Annotated in this window: 7 protein-coding genes, 1 other RNA gene and 1 pseudogene; 3 read left to right on the top strand and 6 right to left on the bottom strand. The window is 73.7% G+C overall.

The features are described from left to right. Positions 1 to 149 precede the first annotated feature (149 nt). Entirely contained in the window at positions 150 to 1079 is a 930-nt protein-coding gene (locus tag PV682_RS23835; RefSeq protein WP_319733075.1) for a helix-turn-helix domain-containing protein, read from the top strand. Then, positions 1076 to 1327 carry a DUF397 domain-containing protein gene (locus PV682_RS23830; protein WP_319733074.1) on the top strand — a complete coding sequence of 84 codons (252 nt, stop codon included), beginning with the start codon at positions 1076 to 1078 and terminating at the stop codon, positions 1325 to 1327. Before PV682_RS23835 ends, PV682_RS23830 begins: the two co-directional genes overlap by 4 nt. Here the strand turns inward: PV682_RS23830 and PV682_RS23825 are convergent. From PV682_RS23825 to PV682_RS23800, 6 genes and pseudogenes are all read right to left on the bottom strand, one after another. After that, positions 1311 to 8018 (bottom strand): nSTAND1 domain-containing NTPase, encoded by a 6708-nt coding sequence (locus PV682_RS23825; RefSeq protein ID WP_319733071.1) that lies wholly within the window; start codon positions 8016 to 8018, stop codon positions 1311 to 1313. The two genes, PV682_RS23830 and PV682_RS23825, sit on opposite strands and share 17 nt — an antisense overlap. Before the next feature lie 54 nt (positions 8019 to 8072). Beyond that, positions 8073 to 10421 (bottom strand): hypothetical protein, encoded by a 2349-nt coding sequence (locus PV682_RS23820; protein ID WP_319733069.1) that lies wholly within the window; start codon positions 10419 to 10421, stop codon positions 8073 to 8075. 292 nt (positions 10422 to 10713) lie between these two features. Then, positions 10714 to 11115: RNase P RNA component class A (gene rnpB, locus PV682_RS23815), an RNA gene on the bottom strand. A 115-nt stretch (positions 11116 to 11230) separates the two neighbouring features. After that, positions 11231 to 12010, bottom strand: a pseudogene (locus PV682_RS44370) (DMT family transporter); the annotation flags it as partial. A 10-nt stretch (positions 12011 to 12020) separates the two neighbouring features. Continuing rightward, positions 12021 to 12854: a helix-turn-helix domain-containing protein gene (locus PV682_RS23805; RefSeq protein WP_319733065.1), complete on the bottom strand. Its 834-nt coding sequence runs from the start codon at positions 12852 to 12854 to the stop codon at positions 12021 to 12023. 135 nt (positions 12855 to 12989) lie between these two features. Next, complete coding sequence (locus PV682_RS23800) at positions 12990 to 13667, bottom strand: TetR/AcrR family transcriptional regulator (RefSeq protein WP_319733062.1); 678 nt, start codon at positions 13665 to 13667, stop codon at positions 12990 to 12992. A 47-nt stretch (positions 13668 to 13714) separates the two neighbouring features. On the opposite strand from PV682_RS23800, the gene PV682_RS23795 reads away from it, so the two are divergent. Continuing rightward, positions 13715 to 15445, top strand: coding sequence for an FAD-dependent monooxygenase (locus tag PV682_RS23795; RefSeq protein ID WP_319733060.1), 1731 nt, complete (start codon positions 13715 to 13717; stop codon positions 15443 to 15445). Positions 15446 to 15461 lie beyond the last annotated feature (16 nt).

Genomic DNA, 15461 nt, shown 5'->3' with positions numbered 1-15461 from the left:
GCCCCCAACGGTCCTCTTCGTGGCGTACCGTCACCAGTGGTGACGCACCGACGCTGAATGGCTTGTACGCGCGGTGTAGGACCGTGTACGAGTCGCGCGGCGTGACCAACGTTCCCCGTGGGGAGTTGGTCCGGAGAGGCGGTGATCCCATGACGGAGCGTACGAGGACGAAGGTCGGGGTGGAAGAGCCCCGGAACAACGACCCCCGGAACAACGAGGAAGACACCGGTTCCCTGTTCTTCGGGGACGACGAGGAGGCCGGTCTCCAGCCCGACGCGACGAGCAAGGCCCTCGTCATCGCGTTCGGCCAGACCGTGAAGACCCTGCGCGAGCGCGAGGGCATGGACCGCGAGACGTTCGGCGCGCGGATCGGCTACTCGGCAGCGACGGTCGCGTCGTTCGAGCAGGGGCGGCGGATCATGAACGGCAAGACGATCGACAAGGCGGAGGAAGTCCTCCACGCGAACGGGCTGTTGAGCGCGTGGAAGGAGCAGATGGACCGCGCGCAGTATCCGGCGACGTTCCAGGGGATGGCAGCGCTGGAGAAGACCGCCATGGAGCTGCTCACCTACAGCACGCTCGTGTTCCACGGTCTGCTCCAAACCCCGGACTACATGCGAGCGTTGATGATGATGCGCCGCCCGCTCCTGGACGACGACATCATCGAGCAGCGCGTGGCCTCGCGGCTGGCCCGCCAGGAGATCTTCGACAGTTGGCCCGCGCCCTACCTGAGCTTCATCATCGACGAGGCGGTTCTGCTGCGGCCGTACGGCGGAATCAACGTGCTGCGCGGGCAGTTGGAGCATCTGCTGCTGGTCGGCCAGAAGCGGAACATCCAGATCCAGGTCATGCCGTTCGACCGCGAGGAGAACGCGGGTTTCAGCGGCTCGTTCACCGTGGTGACGCGGCGCAAGGACGGCAAGAGGTTCCTGTACAGCGAGGTCGCCGGGGTCACTTCTCTCCAAACCGACCTCGAACAGACGACTCTGGCACACGCCCGTTATGGGATCATGCGATCGCAGGCTCTCCCGTCCCGGGAGTCGATGAAGAAGATCGAAGGGATTCTGGGATCACTATGAACAACGCCGAGCCCTCAACCACCACTTCCGGCCTCGCCTGGTTCAAGAGCACCTACAGCGACGCCGAAGGGAACGCGTGCGTGGAAGTCGCGTGGCGGAAGAGCAGCTACAGCGACGCCGAGGGCAACGAGTGCGTTGAGGTCGCGGCTTGCACCAACACCGTTCACGTCCGCGACTCCAAGGACACCGACGGCCCCCAACTCGCCCTCGCCCCCTCCGCCTGGACCGAGTTCACCGCAACCCTGTAGTGAGCCGGACGCACTGCCGGAGCACCGGCTCCAGCCGGAGCTGTCCGTCCTCCCTGTCGAAGACCTGCAACGCGTCGAGGCAGGCGAGGATCCAGTGCGCCTCCTCCTCGTCGTCCGTCTGGCAGACGAGGGCGGTCAGCACGGCCTCGGTGTCGGACGGATCGTCACCGAGGCCCGCGTCGACGGCGCGATAGCCCGCCGCGACGGCGGGATCGGCCAGGACGCCCGTCGCGGTCACGAAGTCACGGGCCCACGAGCGGTCCGTGGCGAGGCCGGACAGGCGCCCCAACACCTCGTCGGCGTCGCGGAGTTCGCCGTACAGGCGGTGCGCGTGGTCGACGAGGAGGGGCCAGCCGCCCGTGCGGGCGTACAGCCGGTCGGCGGTGGTGAACGTCTCCGCCCACTGGCGCTGGGCCCAGTCGCGCAGGCCGCGGCGGTCGTGGCGGCGCAGGACCACGGGGACGGCCGAGGTGCGCTCCCCGCCCATGAGCAGGGGGCGCCACAGGGCCAGGTGGGCGGCGTCGGTGACGATCACCACCGAGCGGGTCACGCCGGGGGTGACGGGGAGCAGGCTGTCGGCGTGGTCGACGGCCGCGCGGCAGGCCTCCGGCTTCACGGGTTCCCTGCGGCCCTTGCTGTTCTCGTGCCAGGCCAGGTCGTCGACGACCACGCGCCGCTCACCGGGGCTGCCGCCCGTGAGCGCCTGCTTGAACGCCGCGGGCCTGCCGACCGGCGGCAGCACCCAGCCGTCGATGCGCCCGGTGACCGTGTGCAGGGTGTGGCTCACCTCGGCGGTCCCGGTGGCGGGCGTACCGAGCACGACCCTCGTCTGGTTCGCCCGCCGCCCGAGGAGGTCGTCGAGCTGGGCGACGGTGAGCGGGGCGAGCCGGCCGTCGGACAGCTCCGGCCTGCCCTCCATGACGATGCTCTCCTTCAGCTCGCAGTCCTGCTCGGCCCGCATCAGCCGGTCGTCGACCTGGTGGGAGCCGCCGATCATGCGCAGCGCGTTGGGTCCGCGCAGGTGCCAGCCCTGGCCGTCGTTGTTGGGGGCGAGGACGCCCAGGCCGACCATCTCCGAGAGGTAGGCGCGGAAGCCCTCGGTGTCGAGCTGCCGGAACCCCGCCCGCCAGTACGTCTCGCACTCCTCGCGCAGCTCGGCGTCGCTGAGCCGGGTCTCCAGGCCGTGGTGGTGGGCCTGGTAGGCGAGGACGTTGGCGATCACGTCGTACCGGTGGTCGAGCGCCAGCGTGTCGTTGAACGCCACCGAGATGCGGTCCTTGAGGCCGGTGTCCGCCTCCACGGTCTCGACGTCGGCGGCCTCCACGGCGTACGGAGGTCCCTCCGCGCCGCGCCGCCGCTTGCGGTGCATCACCTCCACCAGGCGGTGGCCGAACATCTGGAGCAGGAACGGCTGGTAGGAGCAGTGGCCCAGCACCCGGTTGACCAGGTCCACGCTGGCGAACTCGAAGCCGAGCGCCCGCATCGGCCCGACCAGCAGGTCGGCCGCGTGCTGCGGGGCCAGCGGGCCGATCACCGTGGGCGTCTGCGCGAGGTGCCCGAACGGTCCGTTGCTCGCGAGCTTGGCGAACCGCTGCACCGAGTGGAGGCCCGCGAAGACGACCTTGGCCCGGTCCTTCGTACCGGAGCCGAGGCCCTTCAGCAGCTTCGTCTGCTCGAAGCGCGGGGCGTCCGCCTCGAAGAACTGGTCGCACTCATCGAGGAGGATCAGCAGGCCGCGCCGGGAGTCCTCGTCGAGCCAGGTCCTGATCCCCTCCCGGACCCGCGCCTGCGCCTGCGCCTGCTCTGCGGCGTGCCTGGCCGGACGACGGCCCTTCTGGCGGTCCGGGAGCACCCCGGCCCGGGTCAGGACCCGGTGCAGGACGCTCCAGAGGGCCTCGGGGCCGAGCGCGGTGCCCTTGCCGATGTTCTCGTCGTCCAGGTTGACGTGCACCGCGTGGTGGGAGCCCGGGCGCTGCTCCTCGAACCGCTCCCCCGCGTCGCTGAGCAGCGCCGACTTGCCGAGGCCCCGGCCGCCGAAGATGACCTGGGTGCCGCGCGGGTCGAGGATGCTGCGGCGTTCGGCGTCCCGGCCGTAGAACATCTCCGCGCCGATCTGGCCGCGCTTCTCACTGATGTACGGGTTGACGCCGGAGAAGGGCAGCAGGATGCGCGTGGTCGTGGCGGCCTGCCGGTTGCCCCGGGCCGCGAGGTAGGCCAGGGCCGCGTCGTCGACGACCAGCAGCGGCTGGAGCCGGCTCGTGCCCGCGGCGAGCTCCGCGCGGGCGTCGCGGCCGAGGACGCCGAAGCAGACCACGACCAGGGCGGAGCCGCTGGGGTCCTGCGCGGCCCGGCTCATGACGACCTCGGCGGGCGGGCGGCCCCACAGCACCAGCACCCGCAGGCTGCCGCCCCGCTCCTTGATCTGCGAGCCGAACGCGGGCGCCTCCGCCCGGCCGTTGACCTCCACGCCGATCGCGTCGTAGAAGCGGTACTCGCGCCGGTCCGGGGACAGGTGCTCCTGGAGGCGGGCGTTCTTCGCGTCGTACCCCAGCAGCTTCAGCGCGGACAGCACCTGCTGGCGTACCGGGGCGTTGTTGCGCTCCTTGCGTTCCGTCGCCCCCACCTCGCGCCACTCCTCCAGCGCGTCCGCCGCGAGCGCTGCCTCGTCGGGCGAGAGGTGCCCATAATCGAGGACCGGGAGGGCGGGGTGGCGTCCGCCGGAGCGGACCATCCGGACGAGCTCCTCGTCGATGCCCTTCGGCAGGCCGTCCGGCACGGCCGGGAAGAACTCCGTCAAGTGGCACTCCCCCGCGTCGATCTCCGGGACGTCCTCGCCGATCTCCAGGAAGTAGACGAGGTCGGCGGCGGTCGCCAGTTCCCCCGCGTCCAGGTGGCGCAGGACCTGGGGGCGTCTGCCGTGGTCCAGCCCGACTGCGTCGAGGCGGGCGCGGATACGGGCGGTGGCCTCCCGGCGGTATGCGGGGAGGCGGTCGCGGACTGTGTCGAGGTCGCGGCGTACGTCCAGCAGGTCGGGGCGGGGCGGGGCGTCGGGGTGGGTACGGGGGGCGTCCAGCGGGCCGGGGTGGGGCGGGGCGTCCAGGCGGGTACGGGGCTCGTCCGGCAGGCCGGGGCGGGGCGGGGCGTCGAGGCGGGTGCGCGCCACGTCCAGCAGTTCCTGTAGTTCCAGGTCCTGGTCGTCCGTCACCGCGCCGTCGGCCTGGGCCCGGCGTAGTTCGGCGGCGAGTTCGTCGCAGCGGGTGCTGAGCGCCGCGTGTCTGGCGGCCTCCAGGGTGTCGATCTCCGCGTGGGTGCGGGCGGTGGACAGGGGCGGGCCCGGCAGTTCGCCCGCGAGGGCGAGGTCGACGATGGCGCGGGCCGCCGCGAACGCGTCGCGGTCCAGGCGCTCGGTCAGGGCCTCGTCCCAGTCCCGGTCCACCGCCGTCAGGAGGAGGCTCAGGCCGGGGCGGTCCTGGAGGGTGTCGCAGACCTTCAGGAGCTCCACGTCCAGCGCGGTCTCCGGGTCCGTACAGCCGCCGTCCGTACGGCCGCCGTCCGCGCGGGCGCCCGGCCGCGTGGTGTCGGTCAGCAGGGTGAAGAGGTCCTCCATCGCGCCGTGCGCCGCCGACGCGACCGCCGAGGCCAGCGGGTCGGGGCGCAGGGTCATCCGGTGGAGTTCCGTCAGGACGACGTCCCGCCGGTCCAGCAGCGTCTGCCGCAGCGACGAGATCTCCTTCGCGGCCCGGTCGACGCCCGAGTGGTCGCCCCTGCGGGCGTCGCCGACCTCCAGGCACCACTCCTTCGCCTGGCCTGCGGCCCGTTCGACGAGGTGTACGAGGTCCTGCCGTCCCGAGCCCTGGAGCGGCTTCCCGCTGGAACCCCGGTACGCGCGGTCCATCCGGTCGATCTCCGCGTTGATCTCCGAGAGCTTCGACAGCCGGTCCGCCGTCTCCCGTACGCCCCGCAGCGCGGCCCGGTCGTCCTCCACCACCGCCCGCAGCATCCCGCCGAGCAGGCCCCCGCGCTCCAGCCAGCACCGGGCGATCCTGTCCGCCCTCACGAACCGGAGGCGCTGCGGGGCGAGGAGGTCGGCGGCCTGTGCCCGCAGGCCGCTCATCCGGGCCTCGGCGGCGGACGCGTCCGCGATGACGCCCAGCGGCGACACCATCATCAGCGCACCGCTGAGCGCGCGGTCCGCGACGGCCGCCGCGAGTTCCGCGAGCACCTCCGGCAACCTGGGCACCAGCGCCTTCAGCTGCGCCCCCGCCGTGTGATCGCCGGTGACCAGCGCGACGCGCAACAACGCCGGGAACAGGACGAGTTCGTCCTCTCCATCACAGCCACCCTGACGCCGGACCAGCCCACCCACGAACCTCGCGTCCGCCCCCACCCCGGCCACCAGCCGCCCAGCCGCCCCGGCCAGCCGCAACGCCGCCGAACGCGACGGGGGGTGGGCTGCGGCACGCGCGAGGTGGTGGGCCAGGCCGAAACGACGGGTTGCGATGAGGTGGGCTAGGGCGGGGGTGGGGTCGGGGGTGTTGGGGTCGGTGGGGGTGTCGGGGTTGTCGGGGTGGGTGGGGTTGCCGGAGGTGGGCGGGGTGCCGAGGTGGGTGGGGTCAGCAGGGCTGTCGGGGGTGAGTGGGGTGTTGGGGTGGGTGGGGTTGCCGGAGGCGGCCGGGCTGCCGGGGTGAGCAGGGGCGGCGGGGCTGTCGAGGTTGCCAGGGGCGGCCGGGCTACCGAGGTGGGCCGCATTGCCGACAGCGGGCGAGTTGCCGGAGGCGGCCGGGCTGCCGGGGTGAGCAGCATCGCCGGAGGCGGCCGGACTGCCGAGGCGGGCAGGGGCGGCGGGGCTGTCGAGGTTGCCGGAGGCAGCCGGGCTACCGAGGGCGGGCGCGCTGCCGGAGGCGGCCAGGCTGCCAGGGTGAGCAGCATCGCCAGAGGCGGCCAGGCTGGCGGATGCGGCCGGGGTGGCGAGGGTGTCGGGGGTGGCAGGGGTGGTGAGGTGGGCAGGGGTGGTGAGGTGGGCAGGGTTGGTGGAGGGGGCCGTGTTTTCTTGTTCGAGCGGTTTCGCGTTCCCCTGTGCGGCCGGGGCCGGTGTCTCCGTGGCGAGCGGTGCCGGTGCCGGTTTTCCGGTGGTCTCGGGCTCTCCGTCGTCCGCAGTCCTCGTGTCCTCCCCGGTGACGGGGGTGGTGTGCGGGATCGTCGGGGCGGCTTGCGTCGGGGTCGAGGGCGTGATGGCAGTACCGGCGGCGCCCTCATCACTCGTACCGCCGGCCGGCAGCGTCAGCTCGTACGCCATCATCGCGGCCCGCGCGCATTCGACGGGCAGGTCAGGTGCCACCCGGTCCTGGAGGGCCATCCGCTCCGCCGCGGTCTCCGGGCGGCGGCCCAGCCGGACGAGGTCGGCGAGCGCGGCCAGGGTCGTCGCCTCGCGGCGCTGCGCCTCTCCCCACGCCTCGACGGCGAGCAGCCGTACCGCGACGCCGCGTACCGCCTCGGCGGCGGGGGCCACCGGGCTGTCGGCGGGGCAGCCGACGGTGGACAGCGCACGCAGCGTCTCCCGCAGCCCGAGGCTCTCCCGATGCGTCCGTACGGCCTCGGTCAGCTCCTCCAGGCGCGGCACCGGTACGTCGATCCCCGCCTTGGCGAGCACACCCAGGGTGGTGTCGAAGGCGGCCCTCAGCGCGGTCAGCGACGCGAGGTCGGTCTCCTCGGGAGGACGTCCGTCCGCCACCGCCTCCGCCACACGCCGGGCAGCGACCCCGGCTCCGGCGAGGCTGCCGGCCAACGCCCGGCACGCGTCCTCGGGACTCTGACCGTCAGGCGTCCGCGCGCCCGGCGTGGAGCCGCCGGGCGACGAGTCACCCCGCGCCGGCGCGTCCCGCATCGGCTCGCCCGCCATCGCGTCGCCCCGCGTCACCCCGTCCCGCATCGGCTCACCCGACAGCACGTCGCCCCCCGCCAAGCCACCCCGCGTCGCCTCGTCCGGCGTCGGCTCACCCGCCATCAAGTCGCCCCGCGTCACCTCGTCCGGCGTCGAACCTCCCCGCGCCGAGCCGCCCCCCGTCACCTCGTCCGGCGTCGAACCACCCCCCGTCACCTCGTCCCCCTCCTCCATCGCGAACACTTCCGGCACGAAGTCCGGGTTGGCCGCGAGTACGGCGTGTGCCGCGGTGCGGACGGTGTCGAGGCCCGGTGTGTCCCAGGTGAACCACTCCTGTTCGACGGCCCAGGCGACGACGTGCGCGTCCGAGACGGAGCCGTTGCTCCACGCGAGGACCGTGGCGCGCAGGAGAGGGCCGGCCCAGCGGTCGAGGAGGGTGTCGTCGCGGTCGGTGAAGACGGTCACGGCCAGATCGCCCATCGGCGTCTGGGTGAGCCTGCGCAGGGTGCACCGGCACGCATGCTGCCGCACCTCGCGGCGCAGCCGGCTGAGCACGTCCCGGCACAGCGCGCGGCTGACCCGCCGGGGCGCCGTCATCCGGATGCCGAGGTGGTGCAGCACCTCCTGCCGCTCCTTGTGGCCGAGCGCGCCGAAGGCCCGCTCCACCATCTCGCCCGTCAGGTCGTCCAGGGCCGTGGTGACCGGCGCCCGCAGGGAGTTGAGTGCCTCGGCCAGCGCTTCGAGCTCCGTGGCCGACACGTCTCGCGGGGACAGCGGTGGCCTCGCGATGACGTGGTAGGGGTCGTGCATACGCCGTTCTCCGTTCGGTCGTGCAGGGGAAGGCCGTACAGGCACGCGCCGGGCTCAGTGGCCCCGGGTGTGCTGGGTGACGAACGTGTAGCCCTCGGGCAGCTCCCAGCCGTCCGCCTTGCCGAGCCTGCGGCAGTGGTCGCGGAACGCCGCACGCTGGGTCTCCCCGGCGAGGTGCCCCGGCAGGAGGCGGCGCAGGTGGCCGGGGACGTGCTGGAAACCCATCGCGCGCCCGGCCCCCGGTTCACCCCAGGTGCCGGGGAGCCGCACCACGGCCGGCCGGTAGGCGAGAAGCGGTATCCCCGGCTGCCCGCGGCGTGCGGGAAAGTGCGGCTGCCCGGCGACGTCCCGGCTCCCGGTCTCCGGTTCCAGCAGCCGTACGGCGAGCAGTTCCGCCACCGCGTCCCCCAGCACGGCGGCCCGCTCCGGCGCCGGCTCGTACCCGTACGCGGCGAAGGGCAGCCCCGCGCGGTCGAGCACGGCATGGCCGTCCGGGGTGAGCAGCCCGCACCGGCGTACGGTGCGCAGCACCAGGTCCCGGGGGCCGAGCCCGGCGGCGGAGTCGCCGTCGCGGTCGCTGCCGGGGGCGTCGTCGCGGGTGAGGACCCGGGGGTCGTAGCAGTGCCCGACGACCCGGTCGCCGACCCTCACCCGATGGCCGAGGCCCGTCGTGACCAGCCCCAGACGCCGGGTGCCGCGCGGCCAGCGGACGTGGAGGAGGAGGCCGGGGAAGAACTCGGCGGGCCAGTCGACGCCGGTCAACCGGGCGCTTCCGTCGCCGAGTTCGGCGAGGAGACGCTGTTCGGCCCCGCCTTCGAGCCCCAGGCCGACCACGGCACGCGGCCCGAACGCCGAGCACAGCTCCTCGGCGACGAGCGGATGCAGCGGCAGACAGCCGCCCCTGAGGTGCGCCAGCCGGAGGGGGACACGCCAGCGGATCTCCACGGCGTCACTACGGAGGGTCTCGGGCGCGCCGAGGGTGCCGTCGTCGGGGAGGGGGCGGTCGAGGGGGGCGGGGACGGGTACGGGGACGGGTACGGGGGGCAGGGTGGAGGCCCATCCTTGTCCGGCCGGGGAGAGGGGGTCGCCGAGGGGGGCGGTGCTGCCGGGGTGGTGGAGCCGTGTGTCGGTGCCGCCGCCGAGCCGCTGGGACGGCGTGCCCGTGCCGCCTGGCTGCTGGGGGCGCATTCCGGCGTCGCCGGGCTGCTGGGGGCGCGTCTCCGTGCCGCCGAGCCAGTGCGACCGCCACACGCCGCCGCCCTCGAACGCGTCGTCCAGTGCGACCCGCGTGCCGTTCGGGAACAGGCCCTGGCTGCTGCCCTCGTGGACCATGTCGGCGAGGGCCGCGTTGGCGTGGCACACCGCCGAGGCGTACCCCAACCCGGTGAGGAGTTCCCCGGCGCCGGGGACCGTCCGCAGCCGGGGCCCGATCGCCGTGTACACCGTGGCGGGGCCGGTGGGGCCGTGGCGGCGGGGTACGGGGGTGACCGCCCGGCGCAGGTCGGCGCCGAGCGACCGCAGGTCGTCGCCGCCGAGGGCCCCCGCGTCCCGCCGCCGGGCGGCGAGCGCGTCCTCGGTCATGGCGTACTGGCCCCACGTACGCAGCAGTTCGCTGGCGCGGAGCACGTCGCGTACCCGGCGCAGCAGCGTGAGCAGGGCGGGGCGCAGTACGTCGTCCCCGGTGCCGCCCGCGAGTGCGGCCAGCGAGACGGGGACGAGGGGGCTCAGGAGCTGGGCGCGTGCGGTGGTCAGCAGGTGGTCGGCGTAGGCGGCCAGTCCGTCCCCCCGGGCGGCCCGCGCCGACGGATAGCGGGCGTCGACGACGATGTGCCCGTCCTCGTTCAGCCACCGCCGGTGGCTGCGTAACCGCCGCAGCTGGACGGCCGTCAGGCTGAGGCCGGGTCCGAACGCGTGCGGGTCGGGCACCAGGAGTTCCCGCCGACGCGCCGTCGCCCCCTCCCTCCCCGGCCCCTCCGCGCCCGCGGGCGCCCCGGACACCCAGGCGGGCACGTCCCCCATGGCGTTGACGTCCGGGTGGGCGCCCTCCTTGTACACGATCTCCGCGAAGAGCGGCGCGGACCCCGTCGCGATCCGCACCATGGCCCCGACCGGCAGCGCGGGCGCCTCCTCACCGAGCGCGATCACCGGAAAGTCGTCCGGGCGCAGGGGGCTGCGGCCGTATCCCTCGCCCGCGAGGTCGTACCCGAAGTACAGGGCGTTGAAGGCGACAGCCGTATGCACCGGCGACGGGCGGGCCGCGACGACCGCTTCCAGATAGCGCAGCAGCCTGCGCCGCTCCTCCTCCGGTACGACACCGTCGTCCGCGATCATCGCCGCGGTCAGCAGCGCGTGCTCGCCGTACGGCTCCGGCACCCCGTCGTGCTGCGGACGTTCCCCGCCCATGGCACCTCCATCACATCGCGGGCCGCCCCGACCCGCGCGCAACGTGTGGCTCAGGCTATGCCCGTCCTCCGCCGGTCCACCGCGCTTTCTTAACCTTCGTCGAAAAAGGACGACTCCACGCCGGCTCCACACCGACTCCGACCGGACAAGCCCGGACAGAAACGGGGCAACCGACCGACTTCACCGACACGCGGGCTAGGCTCGTGCGCTGCCGAAGACCGCGCCCCGCCGCCCCGGACGCCGCGCGCCCGCCCCACAGAAAACCCCGCTGACCTGCGGGAAAGGTGAGCGGCAGACGAGCCGGGCCGTACGCCGGGTTCTGTTTCCCCGGGGTCCTCGCGGGCCCCGGGGCGACGGCCATCCATCTAGGGCCGACGTTGCCGTCGGCCTCGTGCGGTCTACCCGCGGACTCGGGCGGGCAGCCCTCGAACGTCCGCGCAGAGCGCGTTCTACGGCGCTCCTTTTGACCTTGCTCCGGGTGGGGTTTACCTAGCTGCCCAGGTCACCCTGGGCACTGGTGGTCTCTTACACCACCGTTTCACCCTTACCCGGCGCCGGAGCGCCGGGCGGTCTGTTTTCTGTGGCACTGTCCCGCGGGTCACCCCGGGTGGCCGTTAGCCATCACCCTGCCCTGTGGAGCCCGGACGTTCCTCGGGGCCCCCAAGAGGGACCACGCGGCCGTCCGCCCGGCTCGTCTGCCGTGCCGACCATGTTACCGGCCGTGCGTCGCGCTTCGGTCCGGCGGCCGTGGCGAGCACGGAGCCCGCGAGGATGAGCGCGAAGGCCGCGCCGATGCCGAGGGTCAGCTTCTCGTCGAGGAAGAGCGCTCCGGCGGCGACGGCGACCGCGGGGTTGACGTACGTGATGACCGTCGAGCGCGTCGGGCCGATCTCCTTGATCAGTTCCAGGAAGGCGACGAAGGCGATGGCCGTGCAGATCACGCCGAGGCCCGCGAGGGCGGCCAGGACGGTCGCCGAGGGCATCTCGGAGGGCCACGTCGCCGCCGCGAAGGGCGCGTAGACGAGTGCGGCGAAGGCGAGGCAGGCCGCGGTGAGGTGGAGGGAGGGCACGTCCTTGAGGTGGCGGGCGGCGATCAGGGGCGCGGTCGCGTAGCCGACGACCGTCACCAGCACCTCGGCGAGGGAGCGCGCGTCCCCGCCGGTCAGGTGCGGGACCGTCAGCACGCCCACGCCCGCGAGGCCCAGCGCGAGGCCCGTGATCCGCCGCGCGCCGAGCCGTTCCGTGTCACCGAAGAACCGCGCGAGGACGACGCCGACGATCGGGACGCCCGCGATGAGCAGTCCGGCCGTCGAGCTGGACAGGTGCCGTTCGGCGTCCGTGAGCGTGAACCAGGGGCCGACGATCTCGATGCATGCGAACGCCAGCATCGGCAGCCAGTGCGCGCGCACCACGCGCGGGAGGCCGCCCTGACGGAGCGCGAACGGCAGCAGGAGCACCGCCCCGACCGCGCAGCGCGTGAACACCACCATGGTCGGCGAGAGGTCCTCCACCGCCACCTTGATCATCAGATAGGGGATGCCCCAGACCACTCCCATCAGGGAGAACAGGAACCAGCCACGTGCAGTCATGACCCGAGTCTCACCCCCTCCCCCACCGGTCGTCTTGAACGCTGTTGCGGTACGCCGCCGGAGTGACCCCGAGGACGCGCCGGAACCAGCGCGTGAGGTGCGCCTGGTCCGCGAACCCGACGAGCGCGGCGGCCTCGGCGGGCTTCACCCCGGCGTCCAGCAACGCCCGCGCGCGGTGCACGCGGTGCTGGGCGAGCCAGGCGTACGGGGGCAGGCCCATCGTCGTGCGGAACGCGCGCAGCAGCTGGTACCGCGACAGGCCCAGGTCGGCGGCGAGCGTGGACAGGGGCGGAGGCGCGAGGAGTTCGTCGGCTAGCCGGTCGCGCACCACGCGCGCGAGGGCGGCGGCTCCGGGCAGGCGGTCGTCCGTCGGGCGCGCGGTGGAGTGCCGGCGAGCGAGGGCGGTGAGCAGCCAGGGGACGGTGGACTCGGTCTCCAGCGGATCGGGGTGCGCGCTGAGCCCGGCGTGCGTACGGCGCAGGGCCTCGGCCAGCTCCGGGTCGTGGATCAGCGGCTCGCGGAAGTGCGGTACGCCGCCGAGGGTGCCCTCGGTGAGGAGGCCCGGCTCGGCGTAGACGGCGCGGTAGGCGTAGCCGTCGGTGGCGTTTCCGGGGCCTCCGGTGTGGGTCTCGCCCGGGGCCAGGACGACGATCGTGCCGGGGCCGGTGCGGATGTGGCCGCCCCTGTAGGCGATCACCTCGGTGCCGCCGACGCACACGCCGACGGTGAACTCGTCGTGCGCGTGCGGCGCGTAGACGTGTTTCTCGAACCGTGCGGTCAGCAGGTCGAGCCGCGGCCCGCCGTCACCGAGCCGCGCTCTGGTCCATACCGCCTGCTCAGCCATCCGACGTCCCCCGTCCTTGTCCGTTGCGGCAACTCCCGTGTCGCTGGCTCGTATTCCGCGTGCGTGTCTGTGTCTGTGTCTGTGCCCGCGTCTGCGTCTGCGTCTGCGTATGGCCGTCCGGCCGTCCGGCCGGGTTCAGGCTTCCAAGGCGGCCTCCAGTGCGGTGAACGCGTGGTTCAGGCGCGTGCGGTGGTCGTCGGAGACTGCGGACGCCGGGTCGCCGGACATCAGGCGGCGCGCGGAGGCGACGTACACCGTGCGGTACGCGGCGACCGTGAGGGCGGCGGCGAAGTGCGGGTCGGGGTACTCGGGGGCGGTCTCGGCGAGGGCCAGGGCCAGGGCCGTCTCCAGTTCCTCGACGCCCTCGCGGGCGCGGGCGCGCAGGGCCGGGGAGTCGACGACGACCTGCCAGAAGGGCGGGAAGTCGTCGTCCACTGCGGAGAGGGGGTGGTGGGCGTCGAGGAGGGTGAGGGTCAGGTCGTGCAGGGCGGCCAGGGGGGTGGTGCCCGGGGCGCGGTCGCGGACGGCTCCGGTGAAGGTCTCGACGGCCTCGGGGATGCGGTCGAGGAAGAGGTCCTCCTTGCGCGGGAAGTAGTTGAAGACCGTCATCGTCGAGACGTCGGCGGCGCGGGCCACCTCCGCGACCGTCACGTCGTCGAAGCCGCGCGCCGCGAACAGGCCCGTCGCGACGTCCGAGATCCGCTGCCTCGTGGCCCGCTTCTTGCGTTCCCGCAAGGAGAGTTCTTCGAGGTGCCGTTCGAGGTCGGTCGCGGGCCCGGTCTCGCGGCCGGATTCGGAGTTCGCAAAGTCCATGCAAAAAACTATAGCGCAAACAAACTTTGAGTCGCTACAGTCTTCGCATGACGAATTTCGACGTGGTGATCGCCGGGGCCGGTCCGACCGGCCTGCTGCTGGCCTGCGAGCTGCGGCTCGGGGGTGTGAAGGTGCTGGTCGCGGAGCGGCTGGAGGAGGTGGACGAGACGATCAAGGCGATGTCGGTCAACTCCCCCTCCGCCGTCGCCCTGGACCGGCGGGGCTTCTTCCCCACGCTCGCCGCGATCCAGGAGCGGGCGATGGAGGGGTTCCGCCGCTTCCGCGAGGAGCGCGGCGAGGACATCCCCCAGCCACCCAAGTTCGCCGGTCACTTCGCGGGCATCCCCCTCGACGCGGCCCACCTCGACCCCGAGGACCCCGCCTGGGCGGACACGGGCCGCGCGGACCGGGTGGGGCTGATCCCGCAGGCCGAGCTGGAGCGGCTGCTGGCCGCGCGGGCGCGGGAGTTGGGGGTCGAGATACGGAGAGGGGTGGAGGTGACGGGGTTCGAGGAGGACGGGGGCGGGGTGACGGTCCGGCTGACCGGGGGGCGCGCGGGAGGGGTGACCGAGGGGGCGTCCCGTGACGGGGCCGCTGGGGACGGGGACGGCAGCGGGGGCACAGCCGGGGCCGTGGATGGAGGCACAGCCGGGGCCGGGACCGGAGCCACCGAGGCCGAGTCCCCGGCCGCCGAGGGCAGTGGGAGCAGTGCCGTCCGCGCCGGCTGGCTCGTCGGGTGCGACGGCGGGCGCAGCACGGTCCGCAAGCTCGCCGGGTTCGACTTCCCGGGCACGCCACCGGAGATCACCGGCTACCAGGCCGTCGCCGACATGACGGGCACGGAGGCGCTGGGCACCGGCTGGAACACGACGGCGACGGGGACGTACGCGCACGGCCCGATGCCCGGCCGCATCCTCACGGTCGAGTTCGACGGCCCCCCAGCCGACCGCACGGCACCGATCACGGCCGCCGAACTCCAGGGCAGCGTGCGCCGGGTGACGGGGGTTCAGGTGACCGTCGAGAAGGTGCGTACGGTCACCCGGTTCACCGACAACTGCCGTCAGGCGAGCGACTACCGCAAGGGCCGCGTCCTCCTCGCGGGCGACGCGGCGCACGTCCACTCCCCCTTCGGCGGCCAGGGCCTGAACCTCGGCATCGGGGACGCGGTGAACCTCGGCTGGAAGCTCGCGGCGGTCGTGCGCGGCTGGGCCCCGCCCGGCCTGCTCGACTCGTACACGGCGGAACGGCACCCGATCGGGGCGTGGGTCCTGGACTGGACGCGCGCGCAGATCGCCCTGATGCGGCCGGAGTCCCACGCGCGGGCGCTGCGCGAGGTCTTCACCGACCTCACCCGGACCGTGGACGGCACGACCCACCTGGTCAAGAAGATCTCCGGCGTCTGGCAGCGGTACGACCTGCCCGGCGACCACCCCCTGGTCGGCGGCAGCGCGCCCGACCTGGAGCTGTCCGACGGCACGCGCCTCGCCGACCACCTGCACACCGCGCGCGGACTCCTCCTCGACCTCGCCGACGACCCGAAACTCCGCGCCCGCGCGGAGGGATACGCCGACCGGGTCACCGTCCTGACGGCCACCTGCCCGGACCGCCCGGGCCTCGCGGCGCTGCTGGTCCGGCCGGACGGGTTCACGGCGTGGGCGGCGGACACCGCGCCGGAGGGCGGGGAGCCGGTGGAAGCGGCACTGGAGAGGTGGTTCGGAACGCCGAAGGCCCCGGAGACCCCGGAGACCCTGGAGCCTCCCGCGGGGAGCCCCCGATGACCCGTCCCCCCGGAGG

Origin of the sequence: Streptomyces niveiscabiei, from assembly GCF_033794345.1 — a bacterium.
In the GTDB taxonomy this organism is placed as follows: domain Bacteria; phylum Actinomycetota; class Actinomycetes; order Streptomycetales; family Streptomycetaceae; genus Streptomyces; species Streptomyces niveiscabiei.
The sequence above is the reverse complement of the archived record's forward strand: the minus strand, read 5'-3'. Positions and strand labels throughout refer to the sequence as shown.